Source organism: candidate division KSB1 bacterium, assembly GCA_034505495.1.
Lineage (GTDB): Bacteria > Zhuqueibacterota > Zhuqueibacteria > Residuimicrobiales > Krinioviventaceae > Fontimicrobium_A.
In genome coordinates this window covers 1-26,006 of record JAPDQV010000041.1, presented here as the reverse complement: position 1 = coordinate 26,006, position 26,006 = coordinate 1, and the positions used below count along the sequence as shown (strand labels likewise).

Genomic DNA, 26,006 nt, shown 5'->3' with positions numbered 1-26,006 from the left:
TAGTTGTTCTGTGCAAAGGGCATGTCAACGCAGATCGAGTTCCAGGCCGATTCGCATTCCTAAGCCGGACAGATTGACGCGCTCGGTGAGCGGTAATGCTTCTGTAGGCGTTTTAACATCGCGCGAAACGACGCAGTTGTTGTACAAGGCTTCGCCGATCAATGTCGAACGAGAACCAAGTCGGTAAAACAGGCCGGCGCTCGCCTGCCAGCCTAATCCTTGGTAATTGCGCGTCTCGCTCTTGCCTTCGCGATAATTTTTTTCCTTACTGATAAGGAATTGATAGCTGAGATTTGCTCGGACGAAATACCCGAAAAGAAGCGAACGAACTGCCGGAATTTTAATTTTCACGGTGAGATAGACTGGAATCGCGGTACGAGTATAATCGACGAGCGTTCTTTGCGTGCTGACCGTCGTGCCGCCGACGATCGTCTCCACCACTTCCGTCTCATCGGCATAGGAACGTTGGAATACATCGGCGCCGAATCCGAGATCCACCGCTTCATCGAACGGGGAAAAGAACATGGCGCCGAACATCATTCCGCTCGAGGTGTCCCGCGGCTTCAGGTAACCGGACTGGAGTACGATTTGGCTTCTGCCCTGAGAATAGAGTTCCGCTGTCGTAAGCAGACAGAACGTCAGCAAAACGAACTTTTTCATAACCCTTCTCCTCGCTGATTACAATCAGTTTAGAAAAGAAGCGGTTAAAATGCAAGAAAAAAAAGGATTAGCCGCGCAAAAAGCAGCGCGGGCGGCTTTCTACATGGTAAACGAAGCGTATTCTTTATAGAGGCGCTGGATGGAGGGGATGTAATGCTGTGTTTCTTTGGGAAGAATACCGGCTTTTTTGCCGCTTTTCATCCAGAGGGCGGCGCGCATTTCACCGCTGTTATAAGCGGCCAGGCCGCCGTCGACATCATACAATTCGATTAAGGTGGAGAGATACCTCGCGCCGATGCGAATGTTGTAGATGGGATCCGTCAGGATTTCGACGGCGGAAGTCCACGGAATACCTTCCTGCGCGGCGATAAACATGCCTGTGGCGGGCATAATCTGCATGAGTCCAATAGCTCCGGCCGGTGATTTGATGGCAGGATCCCAGGTGCCCGCGCTTTCATGGGTGATCGCTGCGCACAGCAAATCGACGCTGAGGTTGGGATATTTTAGAGACATGTTGTAGATCTCTTCGGCAATCTCGTACTTTTTCGCTCGCGGCATTACGGTGTTGTATTGATCGATGATCGAGATGACCTTCTGAATGTTGAATTGACGGACGGCATCCGTGGTTACCGCCGCCTTGGTCTGCAAAATCGTTTCCTCCAACTCGGCAATTTTCGTTTCATGTTTTTGGTTGATGATGTATTTTATACTTATCATAAAAAACAGCAAAGAAACAATGCCGAAGAATACGACAAGAGCCGGAGTATACGACCAGGCAGTTGTCTTTTTTGCTCTCATAATCCTCCGATTTATCGGTTCTAATTCCAATATTATTTGAATTTAACTCTTTTTAGTGAAAATCAATAGTCATTTATGGTCATTTATTCTTTATATTTACTGACGTTTGTCACTCTGGTCTATTGTTTGATAATCTTTAAACTTTATCCTGCTTTTGAGCAGCCAAAGTCTTTGCGCCCAAACGATCCGCCGATGATTTCCATCATCGTTGCCGTACGAAACGGCAGACGACATCTGCGAACATGTCTCAAACACCTGCTGCGGCAGACCTACCCGCCTGAACGTCTCGAAATCATTCTGGTGGATGATCATTCCACCGACGGCACGGATGTTTTTCTTAGACGAGCGGCGCGACGGCTTCCGATTCGAGTTTTACAGTCTTTAACGAACTCTCCTTTTCAGAGTTCCAAGAGGGCGGCCTTGGCAGTAGGCGTCGAAAATTCGCATGGAGAGATCCTGCTTTTTACAGACATTGACTGCGCGCCGGCGCCTGATTGGGCTCAGACGATGGTGTCATTTTTTGAAGAAAAGACTTTATTGACGGCTGGCTTTTCCCCTCAAACAGCCGCATCGCCGTTATGGAATCAGCTTTTGCTCTTGGACGCGGCTGCGGCGGCCTTTGCCGCTGCCGGGGGTATCAAAAGGGGACGCGGAGTGACCTGTACCGGTAGAAATCTGGCTTATCGGCGATCAGCTTATACGGCGGTCGGCGGTTTTGCCCGCCTGCCGAACACGCTATCCGGAGATGATGATTTCATGCTGCAGCGCATCAGCGGACTGCCGCACGGCAAAGTTCGTTACGCATTTTGTCGGCAGGCCGTTGTTCCCGCGGTCGGGCCGCCGAATCTGAAAGCTTTTTTGCACCAAAAAACACGACATTTGTCGGCAGGTACGGCTTTTCCTTTGCGCGCCAAGCTTGTCTATGCCGCTTTTCACGCAGTGAATCTGATACTCTGGACTTCCGCCTTGTTTGTGTTTGTATCGCCGCTTTATGCGTTGCCGCTTGTGATCAAACTGGTGCTCGATCGCCGCGCCCTGCAGAAATTTCTCGATCCTTTTTGCTTACGGGCAGGTCTTCCCGCCTTTTTTCTTTGGGAGATTCTCTTTGTCATTTACCATTTGTATTGCGGCGTTTTAGCCAGAAGACAAAAGTTACGTTGGTAAAAAGGAAAACCGCTTGAAAAGGGCAAACGAAACGCTTTGGCGTTGCTATGAGGAGTATGGTGAAGCGCGTGGAAGATTGGCGGTTGCGCTGCTGTCCTCGACGGCCGAAATTCGAGGCGCCAAGATTCTCGATTTCGGAGCCGGTACCGGAGGCGCTTCTTTAGCCGCGGCTAAACTGGGCGCGCAGATTTTTGCAGTAGAAATAGATGCACAAAAACGGGCTGCGCTTTTGCACAGAACGACCGGTTATTCCGTTCAGTTGTTTCAAAATCTCGAGGATGCGGTCACCGCAGCGGGACATTTTGACTCCGTCATTCTTGCAGACGTCCTCGAACATCTTTTCGATGCCGAGAGCTTTTTTTCATCTCTTGCCGAATGTCTGTCGCCGAAAGGCGTCATTTATCTTTCTACTCCCAACCGCTGCTCGCCGATCAACCTGCTTTGCGATCCGCACTATAGTTTGCCTATGTTATCATTATTAAAGAGGGAGAATGTCCGACGAATGGCCGTGCTTTTTGCCGGCGCTCCGCGTGAAAAGTCGGATTGGCCTGAGCTGCTGTCCCTGAATCGGCTGCAGGGTTTGGCGAAAAAAACGGGGTTTACGCTGCGGTTGGTTCATCGGCAGGCGGTTTTCTATGGACTGCAGCATCCGCAAGCTTTGTGGAATCGCCCTATACATCTAAAAATTATTTCGGCGTTGAAGCGCCTTGGTCTTGAACGGCTTTTACTTGCCTTAATTTCGGATGCCCCCAATCTTTGGAATCGGTTTATGATGCCGACCTTTTACCTGTTGATGCAGAAAAGGCCTGCCGGAGACTCCGACAGGCCTTAAGGGGGTCACAACAGCGATTTGGCTTTTGCGGCAATGTTGTCCGCCGTGAGGCCCATAAATTCATAGACTTTTTTGAATGGGCCGCTCAGGCCGAAACGGTCGATGCCGATGGTCAAACCCTTATCGCCGACGAATTCCCGCCAGCCGAGGGTTGATGCAGCTTCGATGGATACGCGCGCCTGAACCGACGACGGCAGCACGCTCTCGCGATAGTCAGCCGGTTGACGTCGAAACAGCTCCCAGCTCGGCATACTGACGACGCGAACGTCGATCCCCTCTGCCGCCAGTTTATCCGCCGCCTCGAGGGCGAGCTGGACTTCGGAACCGGTAGCGATCAGGATAAGCGCGGGAAGGTTGCCTTTCTCTTTCAGCAGAATATAGCCGCCTTTCAGCAACCCTTCGGCGCCGGCGCAGCGTGAGCGGTCAATGACCGGAACGTTCTGGCGCGTCAACACCAGCATGGTGGGGCCGTCCGTGTTCAGCATTGCCGCCCGCCAGGCGTAGGCGGTTTCGTTGGCGTCTGCAGGGCGGATGACTGTAAGGCCCGGGATCGCTCGTAGAGCGGCCAAATGCTCGATCGGCTGGTGGGTCGGACCGTCTTCGCCGACGCCGATCGAGTCATGGGTCATAACATAGATAACCGGCAGCTTCATCAGCGCCGCCAGCCGAATAGCCGGTCGGGCATAGTCGGTAAAGACAAAAAAGGTCGCGCAAAACGGCCGCAGACCGCCGTGCAGCGCTAGGCCGGAGCAGGCTGCAGCCATGCCCAGCTCGCGCACGCCCCAGGCAATGTTTCTGCCTCGCCGTTCCGTTGCGGAAAAATAAGGGCTGTCCTTGAGCAGGGTCATGGTCGATGGGGAAAGGTCCGCCGATCCGCCGATCAGATAGGGCACTTTACCGGCTATGGCATTCAGCACCTTGCCCGAAACAGTGCGCGTCGCCTGGGCGCCGTCCTCCGGTTTCCAAACGGGAACGTCATTGTCCCAGCCTTCGGGCAGCTCGAGCCGCAGCGCCGCTTGCAGTTGCAAAGCCTCGCTCGGATAGTGCTTCTGATATTCGGCAAACATTCGGTTCCATTCCTGTTCGGCTTGAGCGCCGCGCACGGCAATTTCCGCCATGTGCTGCCGCACGCGTTCGGGGACTAGAAACTGGGCATCCTCGGGCCAGCCGTAATTCTTTTTCGTCAGGGCGACCTCAGCCTCGCCGAGCGGGGCGCCGTGCGCTTTTGACGTGTCCTGCAGATTCGGCGAGCCTTTGGCAATGTGTGTCCGGATGATGATCAAAGAGGGTTTGTCGGCCACCTGCTGCGCCTCCTTTACGGCCTGAACGATGAGCGGCAGATCGTCGGCGTGATCGCCGATGTCGATGACATGCCAGCCGTAACCTTCGAATCGTCGTCGAACATCATCCGAGTAGGCCAGCTTGGTGTCGCCCTCGATGGTGATGTGATTGTCATCGTAGAACCAGATCAGTTTGCCCAGTTTGAGGTGCCCTGCCAGGGAAGCCGCCTCGTGCGAAATGCCCTCCATCAAGTCGCCGTCGCTGCAGATGGCATAGGTGTAATGGTCGAATAAATTAAAGCCGGGGCGATTATAGATCGCGGCCAAATGCGCCTCGGCAATGGCCATACCGACGCTGTTGGCGATTCCTTGGCCGAGCGGTCCGGTCGTGGTTTCCACACCAGGCGTTTCGCCGTACTCCGGATGCCCGGGGGTCTTGCTCCCCAGTTGACGAAAATTTTTCAACTCCTCCAAATCCAAGTCATAACCGGAAAGATGCAGAATAGAGTAAAGAAGCATGGAGGCATGGCCGGCAGAGAGCACGAAACGGTCGCGGTTCGGCCATTGCGGATTGGCGGGATTGTGGCGCATGATGTCTTTGAACAAAAGGTATGCCAACGGCGCAAGAGCCATAGGGGTACCCGGATGACCGGAGTTGGCTTTCTGCACGCCGTCCATCGCCAGGGTGCGAATCGTGGTGATCGTCAATTCCTCGATGCTCATGGAATCAAGTCTGCTCATGGAACCCTCATTTACTTTGGTTAAGTCATTAAAATTAGAAAATCCAATAGACTTTTCAAAGACAAGAATTTGCAATTTGCCATGCTATGCAATTAGCGCTTTTTTTTAAACGTAGAATTTGATAAATTGATCTATAAATAGAATCGAAATCATTACGAGGATAAATATGTCTTTACGTTTGGAACGATTGAAAAAGTTTCACGGCCGTAAAGGGCCGTTATTGTTGATGATACTCGACGGCGTCGGTTTGGGTAAGGAATATGAAGGCAATGCCGTTTATATGGCGAACACGCCGGTCTTTGATCGGCTGATGAAAAGCCCATTGGCGACCAAGTTGCGGGCGCACGGACCCGCGGTGGGTTTGCCTTCGGAAGACGACATGGGCAACAGCGAAGTCGGGCATAACGCCATCGGTGCCGGTCGCGTCTTTGCCCAGGGCGCCAAGCTGGTCGATCAGTCGATCGAGTCGGGCGCGATTTTTCAGACCGAGGTGTGGCAGTCGATTGTCGAGCGCGGCAAAAAGGGCGGCGCTGTGCATTTCATCGGCCTCCTTTCGGACGGCAACGTCCATTCGCACATCAAACATCTATATGCGCTGATCAACCGCTGTGTTGAAGAAGGCATCCGCAAAGTGCGCGTCCATGTGCTTTGCGACGGCCGCGACGTCGGTGAGAAATCAGCTCTCGATTATATTCGCCCGACGCAGGCGCTGCTCGACAGCATCTGCAATGAAAAAGGATACGACTATGTAATCGCCTCCGGCGGCGGCCGCATGGTGACGACCATGGATCGCTACGAAGCCGATTGGAGCATCGTCGAGCGCGGCTGGAACGCGCATGTGCACGGCAAAGCAAGGCCTTTCCGCTCGGCCGAAGAGGCGGTTCAGACTTTTTATGACGAAGATCCCAAAATAACCGACCAGTATTTGGGGCAATTCGTCATTGTCGATGAAAAAGGCGAACCGGTCGGCCGCATAGAGGACGGGGACGTGGTGATCAACTATAACTTTCGCGGCGACCGAGCCATCGAGATCTCGCGCGCGTTTACGGAAAAAGATTTCAACAAGTTCGATCGCGGGCGCGTGCCGGATGTCCTCTATGCCGGTATGATGGAGTACGACGGCGATCTGCACATTCCGCCGCTCTATCTTGTCAATCCGCCGGCCATCGACCGCACGGTATCCGAATATTTGTGCGCCGCCGGCGTTACCATGTTCGCCATCAGCGAAACACAGAAATTCGGCCATGTCACTTATTTTTGGAACGGCAACCGGTCCGGTTACATTAATCCGGAATTGGAAACCTATATCGAGATTCCTTCCGACAAGATTGCCTTCGACAAAGCGCCGAAAATGAAGGCGCTGGAAATTACGGAGAAAACCATCGAGCTGCTGCGCAGCGGCAAGTACCGATTCGGCCGTCTGAACTTTGCCAACGGCGATATGGTGGGACATACCGGCGTCATGGAGGCGGCGATAATTGCCATGGAAACCGTTGATCAGTGCGTCGGCAGGCTGCTGCAGGTCGTTGAAGAGCTGGACGGCATTGCCGTAGTGACCGCCGATCACGGCAATCTTGATGAGATGTGGACCGAAAAGAACGGCGTGCGCTCGGTCAAGACCTCGCATACTCTCAATCCCGTGCCGTTTGTTATTGTCGACAAGGCCTATGGAGGAGAGTATCGATTGGCGCCGATCGAAAAGCCGGGTTTGAGCAATATTGCGGCAACATTGCTCAATTTACTCGGCTTCGAAAAACCGGCGGACTATGATGCTTCCTTGATTACCTTTGAATAAGCCCTGAACCGGCAAATAAAAGCTGAAAAAGGGCGACATTCAATCGCCCTTTTTTATTATGAACCCGTGCGTTGTTGGAGTCATATCATGAGACGTCAAATCGTTCACGAAGGAGCCGAACAGCTTAGTTATGAAATTCGCGAAATTGTCGCCGTCGCCCACGAATTCGAAAAGCTCGGCGTAGAGATCACTTGGGAGAACATTGGCGATCCCATCCAAAAGGGCGAAAAGGTGCCGGATTGGATCAAGGAAATTGTAGCCGATTTGGCCTGGCGCGATGAGTCTTACGCATATTGTCATACGCAGGGGGTCCCGGAGACGCGCCGCTTTTTGGCCGAGCAGGTCAATCGGCGCGGCGGTTGCCAAATTACAGAAAACGACATCTTGTTTTTCAATGGTCTTGGGGATGCCGTGGCCCGCATCTTTGGCGCGCTTCGCCGCGAGGCGCGCGTCATCGGCCCTTCGCCGGCTTACTCAACGCACTCTTCGGCAGAGGCGGCGCATTCGGGTTACGAACATCTGACCTACATGCTGGATCCCCAGAATCGATGGATGCCCGATCTGCAGGATCTTGAAAATAAAGTCAAGTATAACGATTCCATCGCCGGCATTCTGCTCATCAATCCGGATAACCCGACGGGCACGGTTTATCCCAGAGAATTTTTGGAAAAGATCGTTCAAATTGCCCGCGAAAATCGCGTATTTGTAATGTGCGACGAAATCTATGCGCACATTGTCTACAACGGTGCGGAAACCGTACATCTCAGTCAAGTCATCGGCGACGTGCCGGGAATTGCCCTGCGCGGCATTTCCAAGGAATATCCCTGGCCGGGCGCCCGCTGCGGCTGGATTGAAATATTCAATCAGGATAATTATCCGGACTTTAAGCGTTATATCAATAGCCTGATCAATGCCAAGCGGCTGGAGGTCTGCTCCACGACGCTGCCGCAGATGACGATTCCCAAAGTGATCGGCGATCCGCGCTATGCTCCGCATCTGGAAAAACGGCGGCGCATTTTTGAAGCCCGCGCCAACGAAGCCGTCGACATTTTTTCTCAAGTCGAAGAGATATACGTCAATAGACCGCAGGGTGCCTTTTATTTGTCGATCCTCTTTCGCGAAGGAGTGCTGAACCAACAGCAGACGCTGCCGATCGCCAATCACGCAGTGCGGCGGCTCGTCGAGGAAAAAGTGAAAAACGTGCCGGTGGACAAACGCTTCGTCTACTACCTCTTGGCTGCCACCGGCATCTGCGTGGTGCCGTTGACCGGATTTTGCACGCAACGTCAGGGATTTCGTGTCACTTTGCTTGAATGCGATGACGAGAAGAGGCGATGGACGTGGCACACGCTGGTGGATGCCATCCGCCGTTATATCGCCTCGGCGTAAAAGAGCGAATGAAGGAAATCGATTTTGAAATCATCGATCATACGGCCGACATCGGCATTCAGCTGCGGCGACCCACGTTGGACAAGCTTTTTGGCGACGCCGCCCTGGCGATGTTCAGACTTGTAGTTCCCGAGGGCGACTTTCGGCCTATCCGGCGCCGCGTCGTGACGGTCGTCGGCGAAGACAATGGGCAATTAATGGTCAACTGGTTGTCCAAACTGAACTTTTTGTTTCAGACCAAAGGCTTTATACCGGTCGAGATCGATCTTCGCATCGAGGATGGCCGGTTAAGGGCTGAAATCAAGGGCGACCGCTTTGACCCCAAACGTCATCAGGCCTCTTTGGAGATCAAAGCCGTCACCTATCATAACCTGGCTGTCGAAAAGACTGAAGAAGGGTACTCGGCGCAGATTCTCTTTGATGTTTGAGATCTGCAGGAATGCTTTGCCCGTATTTGATTAGTCTTGTGTAATAAACTGATCTGCCCGCTCGCAGACCGAGCGGAGGAGGTTGCCATGAGCGTGGATGTAAAGAAAATTCACGATTATCTTTTTGAGATTCCGCAGAGCGGCAGGATGCGCACTTCGGCACGCATCTATGCTTCCGAAAAGATGTTGCCGCAAATTTTCGCCGACAACGCGCCGGTTCAGGCGGCCAACGTCGCCTGTTTGCCCGGTATCGTCGGCTCGTCGATGGCCATGCCGGATATTCACTGGGGGTACGGCTTTCCCATCGGCGGCGTGGCGGCGTTCGACTATGAAAACGGCGTCGTTTCCCCAGGCGGGGTTGGCTATGACATCAACTGCGGCGTGCGGTTGCTGCGCACCGATCTGCAGCTCGATGAGGTCAAACCGAAGCTGCAAAAGCTGGTGGACGAGCTCTTCGCCAAGGTGCCCAGCGGCGTCGGTTCCAAGGGACCGGTCAAGCTGAGCAATCAAGAAGAAGAGCGGGTGATGATCGAAGGGGCGCACTGGGCGGCCTCGGCGGGATTCGGCGAATCGTTCGAGTTGGACAAGATCGAGGAAAAGGGACGTATGTCCGGCGCCGATCCGTCCACGGTCAGCGGCCAAGCCCGTGAGCGCGGCAGGCAGCAGCTCGGCACTCTGGGCTCCGGTAATCACTTTGTCGAAGTGGGGGTCGTGCAGGAAATTTTTGACCCGCAGGCTGCCGAAGTGCTGGGACTGCGCAAAGGGCAAATCGTCGTGACGATCCATACCGGTTCGCGCGGCTTCGGCCACCAGATTTGTGAAGAATCGATCAATGTCATGCTCAAGGCGGCGCAAAAGTACGGCATCGAGCTGCCGGATCGGCAACTCTGCTGCGCACCGATCACCTCGCCGGAGGGACAGCGCTATCTCGCGCAGATGGCCTGTGCGGTCAACTTTGCTTTTGCCAATCGGCAGATGATCAGTCATTGGGTGCAGCAGGCGTTTCTCAAGGCGCTGGGCGTCACTCCTCAACAGCTCAACATGCAGATCGTTTACGAAGTTGCGCATAATATTGCCAAAATCGAAGAGCACATGGTGGATGGTAAAAAACGGCGGTTGGTGGTCCATCGAAAAGGGGCGACGCGCGCCTTTGCGCCGCATCATGCCGAACTGCCCGAGGCTTACCGCTCGATCGGTCAGCCTGTGCTGATCCCCGGCGATATGGGCCGCTATTCTTACGTGCTGATCGGCACCGAGAGGGCCATGCAGGAGACGTTCGGATCTACCTGCCACGGCGCGGGCCGATTAAAGAGCCGCACCCAGGCGCTGAAAGCCGGTAAGGGGCGCGATTTGCGGCACGAGTTGGCCGAGGAGGGCATTCTGGTGCGTGCCGCCGGACGCGAGACGTTGGCCGAAGAAATGCCGGAAGCCTATAAAGATGTCGCCGATGTCGTCGAGGCGGTCAGCGGCGCGGGATTATCCAAGCGTGTTGCCAAACTGCGGCCTTTGGGGGTTATTAAGGGCTGAAATATAAAACGTCGAATGACGATGGAGAATGCCATGAATGCGGAACAGCTAAAGAAAAACGTTCGGAAAGCTTATGAGCAGATTGCACAAAATGAGCAAAGTTGCGGCTGTGGCCCGTCCTGTTGCGGAGTAAAACCGGATGCTTACGCCGCCCTGCTCGGCTACGAAGAGAAGGATTTGCAGGCCGTTCCGGCAGAGGCTAATCTATCCTTGAGCTGCGGCAATCCCCTTGCCGCAGCTTCGCTGAAAGAGGGTGAGGTCGTGTTGGATTTGGGCTGCGGCGCCGGATTTGACTGCTTTTCGGCAGCTGAAAAGGTGGGACCGACCGGCCGAGTCATCGGCGTCGATATGACTCCGGCCATGATCGAACGAGCACGAAAAATCGCCAAAGAGCATGGGGTAGAAAATGTCGAGTTTCGTTTGGGCGAAATCGAGAACCTGCCGGTGGACGACAATTCGATCGATGTGGTGATCAGCAACTGTGTCATCAATCTTTCTGCCGACAAGCCGGCAGTTTTCGCAGAAATTTATCGTGTGCTGAAGCCGGGGGGCCGCTTGGCGATTGCGGACACGGCGCTTTATCGGGAACTTCCGCCTGCGCTGCGCAGCAGCTTCGAAGCCTATGTGGGTTGCATCAGCGGCGCCCTGCTGATCGAGGAATATGATGCTTTGGTGCGGCGGAGCGGCTTCCGACAGGTAAATTTGATCATCCAAAGATCCCCTATCGGAAGCAATATGGAGACAAACGATCCTTGCGGTCGGGCAATTCTCAACTCCTTGCCTGCCGGAGAGTCATTGGATCGCTATTTGGCGTCCGTTTTGATTGAGGCCTATAAAGACATTTAATTCCAACCAATAAAATCTCTTGGTAAATCTTGTCGAATTCTTTGATTGGAGCTTGTTAATGCAGGAACGCGGCGATCTGATAAGTTTTTCTTTCCTTCAAAATAAAATTATCATTCGATTGCGGGATCGAGTGTGTGAAACCGGAGAAGAGCTGCTGACCAGCTCCCTCTTTCGCGAAATGCTGAAGCGCTTTATCGATACTTTGGAAAGACGAAAATCTCCTCTGCTGCGCCTCTTTCGTCTCGAAAATGATCAGGTAGTGGACGATGAGATAGATAAACTGATTCGTTCTTTTATCTATCTCGAAAAGCTGACGATTGCTGAAACCAGACGACTGGTCGCAGATGCCGGTCCGTTGTTGGACAATCCCGAGTTATTATATGTTTTTATCGAACGGTTCTACGACTATTGGCGTTCTTTCGAGCGTTATTTGATCTGCGATTCTGAGGGTGATCGGCTCGATAAGCGCCCTTACCGCACCTTCAACAGCACGGTTGAATCGCTGACCCATTTGATTCGCAAACTCTATCGGGATATCGAGGAAAACGTCACCGGCAGGCACCCGTCCGTCTATCGACAAATTGCCGCCGGAGCCGAAGTGGCGGTTATAGCCCTGCCGCGACCAATCGATTTGCCGCCGCGTTACAAAGAAAAACTGGCGCCGTTGCCGATCATTCGGCAAATTCTTCTGTATCCGCCGTTGCTGCTCAATCCGCCGATGAACAAGCGCACCGGTCAATTCGTGCGTGTGGCGAAAAATCCACTGTGGAATGAACAGCTGGATAAGGATGAGTGGCTCGGGTACCCTGCTAAGGTAGGCGAATTATACATTTTGATCTATTTTCACTCCCGCTTTTATGAATTGGGGTTATCCTTGGCCAATCTTTTCGAAATTGCCGAAGATGAAATAGTCGGACGTAAGCCGGACGCTGTCTATCTCTTCGGCGTCTCGCCGGAATCGCTGGCGGGACTGGCACCCATGCCGACGGTTTTTTTCGATGATGAAGAGAATAATCTCCTGGTTGCGGCTGTCCCGCGCGAGGATCAGTTCGGCTACTTTGGTTATTTGAAAAAGATGGTTCTTACCCTTCATAATATTATTATGCTGAAACGGAATCGGCTGCCGTTTCACGGTGCCATGGTAAGGATTCTTTTGAAGAACAACAAAGCGGCCAATGTTCTTATTTTCGGTGATACCGGTGCCGGCAAGTCGGAAACCCTGGAAGCATTTCGCAATCTTGGAGCCGATCTGATCGAGGAAATGACTATTATTGCCGACGACATGGGGTCGCTCAAGTTGGATGAAAGCGGCAACGTCATCGGCTACGGCACGGAGATCGGCGCTTTTGTTCGCCTGGACGATTTGCAGCCGGGTTTTGCTTTCGGACAGCTTGATCGTGCCATTATTATGAACCCGAATCAAGTCAATGCCCGAGTTGTTCTGCCGGTAACCCGCTATGAAGAAGTCATCAAAGGTTATCCGGTCGACATGATTTTTTATGCCAATAATTATGAAGAGGTGGACGCAGATAAACCGATTATTGAACGGTTTCATAGTCCGGAACAAGCCCTGGCGGTTTTTCGCGAAGGCGCCGCCATGAGCAAAGGCACAACCACCTCGACCGGTCTGGTGCGCACCTATTTCGTCAATGTTTTCGGTGCCGTTCAGTATCGCGAGCTTCATGAACGGAACGCTGAAAAGTATTTTCGCGCTTTTTTTGAAGCCGGTCTCTATGTCGGCCAATTGCGGACTCGGCTGGGAGTTCCCGGCTGGGAATGGAAAGGTCCGGAAGAATCGGCGAAGGCACTGTTGGAGCTCATCAAAAGTCTTTGAAGGCTTTTTCGACAGAGATAATGCTGAGACCGAAGGCGGCAGAAAGGATATCATTCGTCCGGATGACGTACGCCTTCACTATTTGGGGCGTATGCAGCCGGTTAAACTATGGAACGATCAACCAAGCCGACGTTAAGATTGTCGATGAATCACCTGCTCGGCTTTTTTTGAGATAAAACGATTTCAAGACAGGCAATAATAAAAATCAAGAATAAAGCGGGACCATGCGGCGTTAAAGCTCTCGAACTTCTTTCCCCACTTTGGAGCCATTGCATGAAAATTTGGTTGATGCTGTCGGCCCTTTCCGCGCTTTTGAGTGCTCAAGAAATATACCTTTTTGTCTCCCCGCAGGGAAACGATGAATGGTCGGGAAAGTCGCCGGAGCCGGTGGGGAAGGAGGGACCTTTTGCAACGCTCAAGCGAGCTCAGGAAGAAATCCGTAACCTGCAGGAAAAGGGTGGGTTGAGCGCGCCTGTCACCGTCTTTCTGCGCGGCGGCTTTTACAGCTTGAGAGAGCCGATTGTCTTCCTGCCCGAGGACTCCGGTAGTAAAGATGCACCGATCACCTATTGTAACTATCAGAATGAGCGGGTCGTTCTCTCCGGCGGCCGAATAATCACCTATTTTCGGCCGGAGGGCGCCTATTGGACGGCAGAGATCCCCGACGTTCGCAACGGCAGTTATCGTTTTCAACAGTTGTTTGTCAACGGCCAACGGCGTTTTCGCGCTCGAACCCCCAATAAAGGCTGGTTTCGCGTGCGAGACCCTATGGAGTCGAAGCAGTGGCCTTTTCATCATTATCGATATCAATTCGGCTATAACCCCCAGGATTTGAGCCCTTTGTGGCGTAATCTGGAAGATGTTGAGATTGTGCTGCTGCATTTTTGGTCCGATGCCCATTGTCCCATACGCGCGATCGACGCAGAAAAGTCCATTGTGACTTTGGCGACCCCGGCTTGGCGCCCTTTTACCGATGATTACTCCAAACGGGGTGCCCGTTATTTTGTCGACAATGTTTTTGAAGGATTAGATGAACCGGGGGAATGGTATCTCGACCGAAGGGAAGGGAAATTGTATTACCTGCCGTTGCCCGACGAGGACATCCGCTCGGCACAGGTCATCGCGCCGGATTTGGATCAATTGATCATCTTTCAGGGCGAGCCCCTGTTCGGCAGATATGCTCATCATATTCGGCTGCAGGGGCTGACGTTTTCGCACAACGATTGGTTTTTGCCGCCCGGTGATCCGGGAGACCACTTTGGCGCCGATACCGTTCCCGGTGCCCTTAAAATTGTCGGCGGCAGGGATTTGACAATCGAAAATTGCCGATTTGAACATTTGGGTACTTATGCCGTCGAGGTGCGCGACGGCAGCAGACGTATTACCTTTCGCCGGAATGTTATCGATGACATCGGCGCCGGCGGTTTTCTTATTACAGGAGGTCGCGCCGGTTCGGATTCGCTGCTCGTCACCGATCGACTGCAGATTCTCGATAATTCGCTTTCACGCCTGGGGAGACTTTATTTTGCCGGCATCGGTATTCTTTCCATGCACGCCTCAAACAACTTGATCGCCCACAACGAAATCAGCGATCTATATTACACCGGAATTTCCGTCGGTTTGGAATGGGGTTATAAACCCAGCGCCGCTTTCGGCAATGTGGTGGAGTATAACCTTATTCAAAAGGCCGGTCAGGGAGTGCTTTCCGATATGGGGGGGATCTATACCCTCGGCGTCTCTCCGGGCACCATCATCCGCAACAATATTGTGCACGACATCGAAACATGGGGTTACGGCGGTTGGGGAATTTACACGGATGAGGGGAGCTCGGGCATCCTCATCGAGAAAAACATTGTTTATAATACCAAAAGCGGCGGGTTTCATCAACATTACGGTCACGACAACATCATCCGCAATAATATATTCGCTTTTGGCCGAACGGCTCAGCTGATGCGCTCGCGCAATGAGACGCATCGATCCTTTACATTTGAACGGAATATTCTGTATTGGAAAGACAGCGAACTTCTCGACAAGCATTGGCGTGGAGATACCACGCAGTTTCTTTTCCGCAATAATTTGTATTTTCGCGCGGACGGCAAACCGGTGCGCTTTGCGAAATTGTCGGCTGAAAAATGGCAAAAAAGAGGACAAGATCGAGGTTCTCTTTTTGCCGATCCCAAGTTCGTCGACCCTCTTAAAGGAGATTTCAATTTGCAGCAGGACTCGCCTGCGTTTTCAATCGGCTTTGAGCCGATCGATATGACAAAAGTCGGCCCCAGGCGCCTGCCTGACGGAATAAAGCAGGTAATTTATGCAAATGACGACGGCGGCGCTTATCGTGCCGATTTTTATGGTGCGAATTCACAAGGACAAAGACCCTTGCTCGTGTGGCTTGGCGGAAACGATGAACAGCTTTATGAAACGGCTGCGGCACCCTTTGCAAAATGGAGCTTATTGAAGGATTGGGTGTTTCTTTCTCCGCAGCTTACGGCAATTCGTGATCTGCCGGAGTCTCGGCAGTCCGCGATCCTACTTGAAGCAGTTGCTTTTGCGCTGGCAAATGCATCCGTCGATACAACGAGAATTTATCTCTTCGGCTATCGAGAGGGCGCCGATCAGGCCCTAAAGCTTTTTGCAAAAGCTCCTCACTATTGGACCGCGGTTTCCGTGTGGAATCCCACTCCCGTCAAAGGCGTAGAAGAGGGGGAAAGTGAGCTTTTTGAATTGAATCGGCTTTGGGAACCAGGGCATTCCTCCGCGGCGCTCGATATCGTCCAACATATTTATGATGCAGCATATTCGAATGCTTTAAAAACGGTTTTCAATCTGTACGAAAAGAAAACGGGTAAAGTCGCATCCGCTTATCCCTCTGAAAATCTATTAGCTGGATTGCGATTAGAGAAGAACAATATGCAAATAAAAGATCCGTTTTTTGCTGAAAATTGCGTATTATTACGAAGGCAAGCGGCAAAAGTTCGGTTGACGATTTTCTCCGGAAAAGACGATTTATTGCCGAATGCCGCATTGCATTGGTTGGAGGGCCAAAAAAAGGGGCATTAATATGGATTATCTTCAGGCTGGACCCATATTGATACCGATGAGCGAGCTCAGCTTTTGGGCATCTTGTGCCGGCGGCCCCGGGGGCCAGTATGTGAACACCTCAAACACCAAGGTAACGGTGGTGTTTGATATTGCGCGATCGCGTTCGCTCACGGAGCCGCAAAGGCAGCTGCTGCTCGAACGATTGGCAAGCCGCTTAACGATGGACGGCGTGCTGATGGTCTCTTGTCAGGAATCGCGCAGTCAAGCGGCAAACAAATCCATGGCTTTGGAAAAACTGGTGGAAATTATTACCGAGGCGCTGCAACCGGTTAAAAAGCGACATAAAACCAAAGTTCCGTCTTGGGTCCGCTTGGCACGGCTGCAGACGAAACGCCATAGAAGCTTGATTAAAGCTTATCGCAAAAAGCAGGAACCTGAGGAAGAGTTTTGATCCCTGATCGAACACTCAATGAAAACGATAAAAACCTTGACTAAGAGAATCGGAATGGCTACATTTTATTAATATGAAGGAAAAGAAAACAGAAAAAAAGACAAAGCGTATAGTCGCTAAAGAACCCGCTCTGAGCCTGACTTTTGATAATTACAAGCTGATGGCTCTGGGTGTCGGACTGTTGGTGGTGGGATATTCCCTAATGTCCATTGGCCCTGCCGACAGTTTTTGGTCTTTGACCCTTTCTCCTATCGTCCTGCTTTTTGCTTATTGCGTTGTTTTCCCCCTCGCTCTTTTGTGGAAAAAAAAGTCCTCTTGATTTTTTCATTGTCTCCCTAAAAGAGTCGGGTGATAGAAGTGCCGATGGACAAGCGCAGAGGTTTGGGAAAGCAGCTTTTTCTGTTTGCCGGATGTTTGGGCGGTTAGCTCAGTTGGTTCAGAGCACCTGCCTTACAAGCAGGGGGTCACAGGTTCGAATCCTGTACCGCCCACTCTTCTCCGCCGCTCATTCTGGACCCGCATCGGAAGATCTGAACATTTGATGGTTCTCATAAACGGAAAAACAAGTCGATGAGAGGCGAGTAGTGTTTTCTATCCCCCTAATTTTCCCCATCGTGACTTTATTAGCGGGCTTTGCGGCAGCGATACCTCTGGGCCCAGTCAATCTAGAGATCATCCGACGAGCGCTGGATCGCCATGTCTGGTCGGCGGCGGCTTTCGCCTTAGGGGCGGCGCTGGCGGACGGGTTTTGGCCTGTTGTTTGTTTTCTTGGATTAGCCCCTTTATTGGAGATCCGATGGGTTTCTGCTTTATTCTGGGGAGTGTCTTCGCTGCTGTTAATGGCGTTGGGTTATTTTGTCATCCATGATGCCCTTCATCCGCATGAATCCGCTCTTCCCAAAGCTTTTTTCGGCAGAAAAAGGGTGGCCTTAATCGGCGGGTTCATATTGGTCATCAGCAACCCGACAACATTGGCTTCTTGGATCGCTATTATTAGTTTTTTTGATAAACTCGGAATTCTTCCGAATGCTTCACTCCCTGCGGCTTTGCTCTTTTGGGGTACGGTCTCCCTTGGTTCTTTTACCTATTTCTCGGTTATGATTTTGCTGGTTCATAAAAATCATCATTTTTTTATTCTAAATTCCAATGTAAAGGTAATTAAAATAGCTTTCGGGATTTTAATTTTAGGAATCGCTTGCTATTTGGGATTTCACTTTGTCAAAATTTTTATTAATTAGGGGGAGAGAAAAATTTTCTTGCTTATTTATCGATATTTGGCTATTTTATTATGCTTAAGAAAAGGGGTCGTGGTGCAGCTGGTTAGCACATCGGCCTGTCAAGCCGAAGGTCGCGGGTTCGAGCCCCGTCGGCCCCGCCAATGAGCAAATAAAAGGACTGCAACTTACAGTCCTTTTTTTATCCCAGGGGGAACAAATATTAAAATACTTGACTGGGTTTGAGAGTTTTTCTCAGAAACAGCATAGAGCAAAAATTGCGGCGTAGGAAAGCCTTCTCTTTGGAATTTTTTTATTTTGCTCAAAGTTATCATTTGCGTATTTTAGACGCCGCAAATTCGATTTGCGCTATTTCATAGCAAGCTTTGAGCCGTTTACTCCGATTTAATACCTTCACCAATGCATGACGACCCTATCCTTTGGGGATTCCCATGCATGTATAGTTGAGCTGCTTGTCCAAATTAAGCATTCAGTTGATGTTGAACTGTTGTGGGGATCTGTATTCTGGGGAAACTCTATAAGACGGAGACAGCATGAGTATCAAGTCATTCACCAAGAATGTACCGGGCATTGGTCCCGTTCTTTTTGAAAGAAGCAAGAAGGCCAAAGCCGTTAGCGTAACGGTAAAGCCGTTTGAAATGGTACGGGTTGCGGTGCCGTTCGGCATGTCATACCAGCAGGCTGAAGAGATTGTGCTTAGTCGTCGTCGGGCGCTGGAGGCGCAGCTTGCTGAAAAGACGCGCGTGGAGGAGGAGCATAAAGCGCGACAGGAACAAAAGCCGGAAATTGATCGCAACGAAGCAAAAGCCAAGCTGCTTTCCCGCCTGGAAGCATTGGCTCAAAAACACGGATTTACCTATAATCGAGTGTTCTTCCGCTGTCAAAAGACAAAATGGGGAAGTTGTTCAGGAAACGACAACATTAATTTGAATGTCAAATTGGTTCAGCTACCGGACCATTTGATCGACTATGTGATTCTGCACGAGCTGGTTCATCTCCGACATAAAAACCACGGCCCGGAGTTTTGGGCTGACCTGAATTCATTGGTCGGGGATGCAAAACAGATCGATCGCGAATTAAAGAAATACAAGCTCGAGGTATAACGCTGATTTTCGGCTGTCGGAGATTTTAACACCCATCTGTACAGCAATAATCGCGTGATCCTTGACTCTCGCCTTTACAAAGACCAACCGGCGCGATACTCTTTGTGCACAAATGCGTCGGCTTCCTGACAATTCGGAAAACGCATCGTTTCAGGATCCCATATCAGCTTTTTATCGAATCTGAGCGCCAGAACGCCCAGAAGCACGATCTCGGTGAGCGGCCCGGCTTTCTCAAAATTCATGCCTGCGGCTTCGCCTCCCTTGCAGGCATTGATCCATTCGCGATGATGGCCGACGGAACGGGGCAACGTTTTGGGCGGGCGGCGGTATTCGGCCATCTTGCTTTCCGGAATGATGCGCACTCCGCGGGCACCGTGTGAACCGGTAAGGATTTTCCCCTTGGTTCCAATATAGAGCACTCCGCCGAACTGATCGCCCATTTTCCGACCCTCTTCGAGTTCTTCGGGGGTTTCCGGCATCAGACCGCCGTCATACCAGTGGAGCGTCAGCGGCGGCATGCCTTCGCGCGCCGGAAATTTGTAATGCACCAGCGTAGCCTGCGGGTAGCTGTCGGTGTTTTTCGGCTTGTCCCAATTTAAACCTTTGGGGACAAACATCGATTGGCTTGCCTCGACGCTGATCGGATGCCCCAATTTGAGCGCCCATACGATCGGATCGAAAATATGGCAGCCCATATCGCCGAGCCCGCCGGTGCCGAAATCGTACCAACCTCGCCATTGGCCGGGATGGTAGACCGGATGATAGGGACGATAAGGAGCAACGCCGATCCATAAATCCCAATCCAGTCCTTTCGGGACCTTTGGTGCTTCTTTAGGGCGTGCAATACCCTGCGGCCAAACCGGATGCGTCGTCCAAGCATGCACTTCATAAACGTCGCCTATGGCGCCGTCCCATATCCATTCGCAAAGGAGCCGCGCTTCCTCCATGGCATGCCCTTGCGTCCCCATTTGCGTGGCGACTTTGGCCTCCCGCGCAGCCTGGGTCACCAGTCTTGCTTCCTTGATGGTGTGGGTCAACGGCTTTTCCGTGTAGACGTGTTTACCGGCGCGAATGGCCGCCATGGTGATCGGTGCATGCATATGATCCGGTGTCGCCACCACCACTGCGTCAATATCTTTTTGTTTTTCGAGCATGACGCGATAGTCTTTATATATTTTCGCTTTGGGATAACGTTTGAATGTGTGGGCGGCATACTCATGATCAACATCGCAGAGCGCCACGATGTTTTCGCTTTCGAGTTCGCGAAGATCGGCTCCGCCCATGCCGCCGACACCGATGCCCGCAATATTCAGCGTGTCGCTGGGTGCCTGATAGCCCGGGCCGCCCAATACATGTCTCGGAACAATGTAAAAGGCCGAAGCGGCCGCCATGTTTTTCAGCATACGACGACGAGAAATTTTTTCCATACCCTGCTCCTCTTTAAATTTGCCTTTAAGTTTAATAATAAATCGAGCGACATGCAAGGTTTCTATTTGATTTCTGGTGGAAAATACTATTTTTAGCAATAGAAAATGCTGCACTTTTTACAACATTATGCGTTTAGTTAAGGCAAAACTTTAGGCGAAACGGTCGAATGATGCAAGGCCGTTCGATTGAATCCATCTAACGATCTTGTAGGAGCTTGACATGCAAAAGGTATTTCAATCTTTAGAAGTCTGGTTTGTAACCGGAAGCCAACATTTGTACGGTGAAAAAACGCTTCAACAGGTGGCGGAGGATGCGAAAGAGATTGCCCAAGCGCTGAACCAATCCGCCAAAATACCGGCGACGGTAGTCTTTAAGCCGGTCATGACCACGCCGGAAACCATTCGCACCCTATGCCAGGAAGCCAATGCGGCTCCTCAATGTATCGGCATCATCGCCTGGATGCATACTTTTTCGCCGGCCAAAATGTGGATCGCCGGTCTTTCGATTTTGCGCAAGCCGATGCTGCATCTGCACACGCAGTACAATCGGCTGATCCCTTGGGACAAGATCGATATGGATTTCATGAACCTCAATCAGTCGGCGCACGGCGATCGGGAGTTCGGCTTTATCAACACCAGGCTGCGGATGAATCGTAAAGTCGTGGTTGGCTATTGGCAGGATGAGGACGTGCAGGAAAAGCTGGCAGTCTGGATGCGTGCGGCTGCGGCTTGGCACGACTGGCAGACGCTCAAAGTCGTGCGGTTTGGCGACAATATGCGTGAAGTCGCGGTCACCGAGGGCGATAAAGTCGAGGCTCAGAAACAATTCGGCTTTTCCGTCAATGGTTACGGCATCGGTGATCTGGCGGCAGAGGTCAACCGTGCCGACGAAGCCGTCGTAACGAGCCTGCTTAAGGAATATGAAGAGCAATATGAGATTGCCCCTTCCGTCAAAAGCGATGAGCGGCTTAAGGGGGCTTTGCGGGATGCGGCAAGAATTGAGGCCGGGTTGCGCGCCTTTTTGGATAGGGGCGGCTTTAAAGCCTTTACCACCACCTTCGAGGACCTTCACGGTCTGCCGCAACTGCCCGGTTTGGCGGTTCAACGGCTGATGGCCGAGGGGTACGGTTTCGGCGCCGAAGGCGATTGGAAAACAGCGGCTTTGGTTCGGGCTATGAAAGTGATGTCTACAGGCTTGCCGGGTGGAACTTCCTTCATGGAGGATTACACTTATCATCTGGATCCGTCCTGCATGAAAGTGCTCGGCGCTCACATGTTGGAAGTTTGCGCTTCCTTGGCGGCGGGCAAACCCTCGCTGCAGGTTCATCCGCTCAGCATCGGCGGCAAGGCGGATCCGGCGCGTCTGGTCTTCAACGTTCCAGAGGGCGAGGCGGTCAACGCTTCGCTTATTGATCTAGGCAACCGATTCCGCATGATCGTCAATCCGGTGCAGGTGGTTCTGCCCGATGCAGCGCTGCCCAAACTGCCCGTTGCCCGTGTCGTTTGGGTGCCGAAACCGAATCTGCAAATCGGCGCAGAAGCATGGATCCTGGCGGGAGGTGCGCATCATACCGGTTTCAGCATGGCTTTAACCGCACAGCATCTTGAAGATTTTACCGAAATGGCCGGGATTGAATATGTACTGATTGACGAAAATACACAGATTGCCGACTTTAAAAAAGAACTGCGTTGGAACGAAGTGTATTATCATCTTTATCGGGGCTTTTAGCCGTAGAGCTTTTTGCTGAAACCACCGGCTCATCGTGGGCCGGTGGTTTTTTTCTTTTCATGTTCTTCGTGGGAAGGTAAAAATTTCCTCCTGCTATTCTTAACCAAAACGACTTTGTTCAGCTTTATTGCCAGGCGAAAACGGTTCTATTAAATCGAATTTGCAAATAGGAGTAGGGAATTATGCATGTTAAAACCCTGGGCGCGTTGTTTTTTATACCGGTTCTGTTATGGGCGCAGGTTGAGCAAACGGAACTCGAAAAAAGAATGCAGGACATTTTGCGGGCGGCCGAAAGCAGCTCCTTGACCGCCCAGCTGTTTCTGGGGTTTCAGTACATGAGCAAGGATGGCCCGGAAACCTGCGAGTTTTTAATCAAGAGAGGTTATTTGTCCTATCGGAGGAGCATTACTAAAAGCCTCTCGGGGCGAATCACGCCCGATATTACGGTGGATCGTGAGGGCGACGGCCTTGGCGATGTCGAGATGAGACTGAAATATTGCTATTTGGAGTACAAGGCGCCCGGCTTTGGTATATTTTCAGATCCCAGCCTTTTGTTCGGCGAAGTCTTTACGCCTTGGATCGAGTTTGAGGAAAAGATCAACCTGTACCGCATGCAGAGTCCGCATTTTCTCGACCGAACCAAGATCTTTAGCTCAGCGGATTTCGGCGTAACCGTCACATCGTTGTTGGGCGGAAAAGTGGATACAGAATATCAGAAAAATGTCAATGCGGGGTATCCTGGAAAATACGGCTCCTTGGCCGCGGGGATATATAACGGCGGCGGATATCATGCGTTGGAGATGAATCGCAATAAAACTTTGCAATGGCGCTTTACGCTGAGACCTTTGCCGGAGGCACTGACCGGACTTCAGTTCAGCTATATGGGCGCATACGGCCGCGGCAATTTGGAGTCGAGTCCGCGCTGGCAGACCCACGCCGGTTTTGTCTCCTATGAAAGTCGAAAAGCGGTGCTTACGGCGCAATATTTTCGCGGCATCGGCGATCATTTGGGCGAGCTGAGCGACGCCGCTGCGATGCCCTTCCGTAATCGCGGTTACAGCGCCTTTGTCGATTGGCGCATCGTTCACGGCCGCTTCAGCCTAATTGGTCGTCACGATGTGTTTCAGGTCGACAAGCCCGCCGGCACAGTGACGTCTGACCGATGGATCGGCGGTCTGGCTTGGCATATTATCGGCAGAAACAAGATCCTGTTCAATTTCGATCATGTTTCCTATACCCCTTCGGCAAAGCCGTCTTCGACAGTCTTTGAAATGACGGTTGAGTTGGTCTATTAAAAACGTGGAGCAGACAAGTCAATCCTGCAAAATATCCTCGGTAATATGAACGAAAACTATTTTTCTGGGCTTCTTACTTTCTCATAAATAAACCCACGCTTCCGATGCATGGGCGAAAATTTGAAATAAATTGTCTTGATTTTTATTGTAATTACTTGTAAATAGAAATACAAAAAAATAAAAATAACTTTGGAACAATATCACTAAAACCAAAGAGGGGAGCCATGAAAACCAAAGCAGGTATTCTCCTGATCAGTGCAGGATTGATCATGTTCTTTGTGTCCTGCGGTAAAAAATCCACCGAACCGCAGGCCAAAGAACGTTTGTGGACCATCATGGGTTATTTTGACGGGAACAATAATCTCGACGTCAGTCAGGCGGGGACAAGCTATATTATTGCCGACGTCCAGGAAATGGAAAAAGTGGGATCGACTGATCAGGTGACGGCAGTGGTCATGGTCAGTTCCCTTAAAACCGGAGGTAATGCAAATTACTACCTGGTGGAGAAAAAACCGGATGAGCTGCCCGATAAAATCAGTTCGAAATCTCTTAAGGATTTGGGAACAAAGGACATGTCCGATCCTCAAACTCTGAAGGATTTTATGAACTGGGCAAAAACCGAGTACCCGGCCAAGCATTATGCGCTCATTATCAACGACCACGGCGGCGGCTGGCGCGGCGCCTGCGAAGACGAACAGAACGGCGGCGGTTCGCTCATGTCCATGCCGGCAATCCGTCAGGCGCTTTCCAATACCGTCCATTTCGACGTAATCGTCTTTCATGCCTGTTTGATGAGCCAAGTCGAGGTCGCCTACGAGCTGCAGGAGGTCGGCGATTATATGGTGGCCTGCGAATTCACCATGCCGATGTTAAGCGTATTGGGGTCTGATGTCTGGATGGCGCAACTCGTCGCAAATCCGAATATGGAGAGCTTGGATTTGGCCACCAAGATAGCTCAAGCAGTGTATGACAAAGGCAATGAGGCGCAAAAAATAACCCACATGGCGGTCACTGACCTCAGCAAAATCCGCTCTCTCGGCGCAAAAATTTCCGAACTGGGGAACCGTCTGATTACGGAAAATCGCGGCGCCTGGAATGAAGTTCAGCACGCTTGGGGCCAGACACACTATACGGATTACGACGATCCGGCGTTTGTCGACTTGCGCGAATTTCTCAAAAAGATCCTGCAGGAACCGACCCTGAAAGAGATCAACCTGATTCGCAACAGCGCCAATGATGTCATTTCCGCCATCAATGCGGCGGTGCCTTTTACAAAGACCAACGCGCCCGGGCTCTCGCGCGGCGGGCTTACCATTCATTTTCCCTTTATTCCTGACCAATTCGACTCGACCAATTATGTTAAGCTCAAATTCAAAGAGACCAATTGGTACAACTTTTTGTCCGTTTTCATCAAAAGCATCGGTTATACGGAAGTCAGCGGTTTTGTGCGCTGGCCGGGACGCAATTTGAGCCAGTACTGCTATGCGTTGCTTGACAGCTCGCACACGGATCAGATCATCCTTCTGGCTCAGGCGCGGGTCAATCCGGCGGACGGATCGTTTACCATTCCGCTGTCGCTGCAAAAGGCGACTGAGGTTTGGGTTGAAGGATGGGACGATGTCAACAACAACGGCCGCATTGATGCCGGGGACGGGTTCGGCTGGTGGGATATCAACGGCGACGGAAGATGGAACGAGATGATTCGGCTTAAGCCGGGCGACCGCGTCACCAATGCCGAAGTTCGTCTCGCATTGCAGAATCTGCAGCTTGCAAAGGTCAATCGGCGTTAGAATTTTAAATTCACACTATCTCAAAGCAATATCGAGGCGCCGGCGGTTACACCGTCGGCGCATTTTTTCATTATGTAGACTTAGCCCGCAGTCTGCTTCACTTTGATTTTTCTCTTTTTTCTTGTATCTTGGTACAAAAAAGCAACTATTTCAAAGTACTCAAAAAAGGAGGCCGTCTTTCATGAAGCATCTTTATGTCTTTTTGCTTTGTCTCTTGTTTTTTGCTTCACATGCACAACCGGCTGAGTTGCCTGCCTACAAAAATCCGCAACTACCCCTCGAGGAGCGGGTTAAGGATCTCATCAGCCGCATGACGTTGGAAGAAAAAATTTCGCAGATGGGACACGATGCGCCCGCCGTTCCGCGCCTGGACATTCCCAAATACAACTGGTGGAACGAATGTCTCCATGGCGTGGCAAGAGCCGGCCATGCCACCGTTTTCCCGCAGGCGGTCGCTTTGGCGGCCACTTGGGACGACGAATTGATGTTTCGGATTGCGGATATCATTTCGACCGAAGCCCGCGCCAAACATCATGAATTCGTGCGGCAGGGCCAACGCAACATCTATCAAGGCCTGACTTTTTGGAGCCCGAACATCAATATCTTTCGCGATCCGCGTTGGGGCAGGGGACAAGAGACC

Annotated in this window: 21 protein-coding genes and 2 tRNA genes; 19 read left to right on the top strand and 4 right to left on the bottom strand. The window is 51.7% G+C overall.

The annotated features are described in order from the left end of the window. Positions 1-24 precede the first annotated feature (24 nt). Both ONB24_13265 and ONB24_13260 read right to left on the bottom strand, forming a co-directional pair. Positions 25-660, bottom strand: a complete 636-nt coding sequence (locus ONB24_13265) for a hypothetical protein (protein ID MDZ7317082.1) — start codon at positions 658-660, stop codon at positions 25-27. Positions 661-759: 99 nt separating this feature from the next. Then, on the bottom strand, positions 760-1,458 hold the full coding sequence (locus ONB24_13260) for a transglycosylase SLT domain-containing protein (GenBank protein ID MDZ7317081.1): 699 nt from the start codon (positions 1,456-1,458) through the stop codon (positions 760-762). A 192-nt stretch (positions 1,459-1,650) separates the two neighbouring features. On the opposite strand from ONB24_13260, the gene ONB24_13255 reads away from it, so the two are divergent. Both ONB24_13255 and ONB24_13250 read left to right on the top strand, forming a co-directional pair. Then, positions 1,651-2,622: a glycosyltransferase gene (locus ONB24_13255; GenBank protein MDZ7317080.1), complete on the top strand. Its 972-nt coding sequence runs from the start codon at positions 1,651-1,653 to the stop codon at positions 2,620-2,622. A gap of 13 nt (positions 2,623-2,635) precedes the next feature. Beyond that, positions 2,636-3,454, top strand: coding sequence for a methyltransferase domain-containing protein (locus ONB24_13250; protein ID MDZ7317079.1), 819 nt, complete (start codon positions 2,636-2,638; stop codon positions 3,452-3,454). Between the two features lie 5 nt (positions 3,455-3,459). Here the strand turns inward: ONB24_13250 and tkt are convergent, their stop codons facing one another. Further along, the gene (tkt, locus tag ONB24_13245; protein MDZ7317078.1) at positions 3,460-5,475 is read right to left on the bottom strand and encodes a transketolase; all 2,016 of its coding nucleotides are present in this window, start codon (positions 5,473-5,475) and stop codon (positions 3,460-3,462) included. A gap of 166 nt (positions 5,476-5,641) precedes the next feature. On the opposite strand from tkt, the gene gpmI reads away from it, so the two are divergent. The 13 genes from gpmI (at position 5,642) to ONB24_13180 (ending at position 19,125) form a co-directional block, all read left to right on the top strand. Continuing rightward, the gene (gene gpmI / locus ONB24_13240; GenBank protein MDZ7317077.1) at positions 5,642-7,270 is read left to right on the top strand and encodes a 2,3-bisphosphoglycerate-independent phosphoglycerate mutase; all 1,629 of its coding nucleotides are present in this window, start codon (positions 5,642-5,644) and stop codon (positions 7,268-7,270) included. 87 nt (positions 7,271-7,357) lie between these two features. Then, positions 7,358-8,659 (top strand): pyridoxal phosphate-dependent aminotransferase, encoded by a 1,302-nt coding sequence (locus tag ONB24_13235; protein MDZ7317076.1) that lies wholly within the window; start codon positions 7,358-7,360, stop codon positions 8,657-8,659. Next, positions 8,611-9,087 carry an archease gene (locus ONB24_13230; GenBank protein ID MDZ7317075.1) on the top strand — a complete coding sequence of 159 codons (477 nt, stop codon included), beginning with the start codon at positions 8,611-8,613 and terminating at the stop codon, positions 9,085-9,087. Before ONB24_13235 ends, ONB24_13230 begins: the two co-directional genes overlap by 49 nt. Before the next feature lie 93 nt (positions 9,088-9,180). Beyond that, on the top strand, positions 9,181-10,614 hold the full coding sequence (locus ONB24_13225; protein MDZ7317074.1) for an RtcB family protein: 1,434 nt from the start codon (positions 9,181-9,183) through the stop codon (positions 10,612-10,614). A gap of 33 nt (positions 10,615-10,647) precedes the next feature. Then, positions 10,648-11,460, top strand: coding sequence for an arsenite methyltransferase (gene arsM, locus ONB24_13220; protein ID MDZ7317073.1), 813 nt, complete (start codon positions 10,648-10,650; stop codon positions 11,458-11,460). A 130-nt stretch (positions 11,461-11,590) separates the two neighbouring features. Continuing rightward, positions 11,591-13,294: a phosphoenolpyruvate carboxykinase gene (locus ONB24_13215; protein ID MDZ7317072.1), complete on the top strand. Its 1,704-nt coding sequence runs from the start codon at positions 11,591-11,593 to the stop codon at positions 13,292-13,294. A gap of 273 nt (positions 13,295-13,567) precedes the next feature. Further along, the gene (locus tag ONB24_13210; protein MDZ7317071.1) at positions 13,568-16,354 is read left to right on the top strand and encodes a right-handed parallel beta-helix repeat-containing protein; all 2,787 of its coding nucleotides are present in this window, start codon (positions 13,568-13,570) and stop codon (positions 16,352-16,354) included. Position 16,355: 1 nt separating this feature from the next. Next, positions 16,356-16,787 carry an alternative ribosome rescue aminoacyl-tRNA hydrolase ArfB gene (gene arfB, locus ONB24_13205; GenBank protein MDZ7317070.1) on the top strand — a complete coding sequence of 144 codons (432 nt, stop codon included), beginning with the start codon at positions 16,356-16,358 and terminating at the stop codon, positions 16,785-16,787. A 73-nt stretch (positions 16,788-16,860) separates the two neighbouring features. Next, on the top strand, positions 16,861-17,106 hold the full coding sequence (locus ONB24_13200) for a DUF3098 domain-containing protein (GenBank protein ID MDZ7317069.1): 246 nt from the start codon (positions 16,861-16,863) through the stop codon (positions 17,104-17,106). A 97-nt stretch (positions 17,107-17,203) separates the two neighbouring features. Next, a tRNA-Val gene (locus tag ONB24_13195) sits at positions 17,204-17,278 on the top strand. Positions 17,279-17,371: 93 nt separating this feature from the next. Then, positions 17,372-18,025 carry a LysE family translocator gene (locus ONB24_13190; protein MDZ7317068.1) on the top strand — a complete coding sequence of 218 codons (654 nt, stop codon included), beginning with the start codon at positions 17,372-17,374 and terminating at the stop codon, positions 18,023-18,025. 63 nt (positions 18,026-18,088) lie between these two features. Then, positions 18,089-18,165 (top strand) — tRNA-Asp (locus tag ONB24_13185). 390 nt (positions 18,166-18,555) lie between these two features. Then, entirely contained in the window at positions 18,556-19,125 is a 570-nt protein-coding gene (locus ONB24_13180) for a M48 family metallopeptidase (protein ID MDZ7317067.1), read from the top strand. Between the two features lie 74 nt (positions 19,126-19,199). Here the strand turns inward: ONB24_13180 and ONB24_13175 are convergent, their stop codons facing one another. Beyond that, positions 19,200-20,552 carry a Gfo/Idh/MocA family oxidoreductase gene (locus tag ONB24_13175; GenBank protein ID MDZ7317066.1) on the bottom strand — a complete coding sequence of 451 codons (1,353 nt, stop codon included), beginning with the start codon at positions 20,550-20,552 and terminating at the stop codon, positions 19,200-19,202. A gap of 220 nt (positions 20,553-20,772) precedes the next feature. Here ONB24_13175 and araA point away from each other — a divergent pair, with 220 nt between their 5' ends. The 4 genes from araA to ONB24_13155 all read left to right on the top strand — a co-directional run. Further along, entirely contained in the window at positions 20,773-22,281 is a 1,509-nt protein-coding gene (gene araA / locus ONB24_13170) for an L-arabinose isomerase (GenBank protein ID MDZ7317065.1), read from the top strand. A 182-nt stretch (positions 22,282-22,463) separates the two neighbouring features. After that, the gene (locus tag ONB24_13165) at positions 22,464-23,576 is read left to right on the top strand and encodes a hypothetical protein (protein ID MDZ7317064.1); all 1,113 of its coding nucleotides are present in this window, start codon (positions 22,464-22,466) and stop codon (positions 23,574-23,576) included. A gap of 224 nt (positions 23,577-23,800) precedes the next feature. Further along, entirely contained in the window at positions 23,801-25,366 is a 1,566-nt protein-coding gene (locus ONB24_13160) for a clostripain-related cysteine peptidase (protein MDZ7317063.1), read from the top strand. 181 nt (positions 25,367-25,547) lie between these two features. After that, the coding region (locus tag ONB24_13155) for a glucan 1,4-alpha-glucosidase (GenBank protein MDZ7317062.1) at positions 25,548-26,006 on the top strand (459 nt) is incomplete at its 3' end.

What these genes read in the sequence shown, in the direction of transcription:
- ONB24_13265 (MDZ7317082.1), bottom strand. Translation starts at nt 660, where the DNA reads ATGAAAAAGTTCGTTTTGCTGACGTTCTGTCTGCTTACGACAGCGGAA.
- ONB24_13260 (MDZ7317081.1), bottom strand. Translation starts at nt 1,458, where the DNA reads ATGAGAGCAAAAAAGACAACTGCCTGGTCGTATACTCCGGCTCTTGTC.
- ONB24_13255 (MDZ7317080.1), top strand. Translation starts at nt 1,651, where the DNA reads ATGATTTCCATCATCGTTGCCGTACGAAACGGCAGACGACATCTGCGA.
- tkt (MDZ7317078.1), bottom strand. Translation starts at nt 5,475, where the DNA reads ATGAGCAGACTTGATTCCATGAGCATCGAGGAATTGACGATCACCACG.
- gpmI (MDZ7317077.1), top strand. Translation starts at nt 5,642, where the DNA reads ATGTCTTTACGTTTGGAACGATTGAAAAAGTTTCACGGCCGTAAAGGG.
- ONB24_13235 (MDZ7317076.1), top strand. Translation starts at nt 7,358, where the DNA reads ATGAGACGTCAAATCGTTCACGAAGGAGCCGAACAGCTTAGTTATGAA.
- arsM (MDZ7317073.1), top strand. Translation starts at nt 10,648, where the DNA reads ATGAATGCGGAACAGCTAAAGAAAAACGTTCGGAAAGCTTATGAGCAG.
- ONB24_13210 (MDZ7317071.1), top strand. Translation starts at nt 13,568, where the DNA reads ATGAAAATTTGGTTGATGCTGTCGGCCCTTTCCGCGCTTTTGAGTGCT.
- arfB (MDZ7317070.1), top strand. Translation starts at nt 16,356, where the DNA reads ATGGATTATCTTCAGGCTGGACCCATATTGATACCGATGAGCGAGCTC.
- ONB24_13200 (MDZ7317069.1), top strand. Translation starts at nt 16,861, where the DNA reads ATGAAGGAAAAGAAAACAGAAAAAAAGACAAAGCGTATAGTCGCTAAA.
- ONB24_13180 (MDZ7317067.1), top strand. Translation starts at nt 18,556, where the DNA reads ATGAGTATCAAGTCATTCACCAAGAATGTACCGGGCATTGGTCCCGTT.
- ONB24_13175 (MDZ7317066.1), bottom strand. Translation starts at nt 20,552, where the DNA reads ATGGAAAAAATTTCTCGTCGTCGTATGCTGAAAAACATGGCGGCCGCT.
- araA (MDZ7317065.1), top strand. Translation starts at nt 20,773, where the DNA reads ATGCAAAAGGTATTTCAATCTTTAGAAGTCTGGTTTGTAACCGGAAGC.
- ONB24_13165 (MDZ7317064.1), top strand. Translation starts at nt 22,464, where the DNA reads ATGCATGTTAAAACCCTGGGCGCGTTGTTTTTTATACCGGTTCTGTTA.
- ONB24_13160 (MDZ7317063.1), top strand. Translation starts at nt 23,801, where the DNA reads ATGAAAACCAAAGCAGGTATTCTCCTGATCAGTGCAGGATTGATCATG.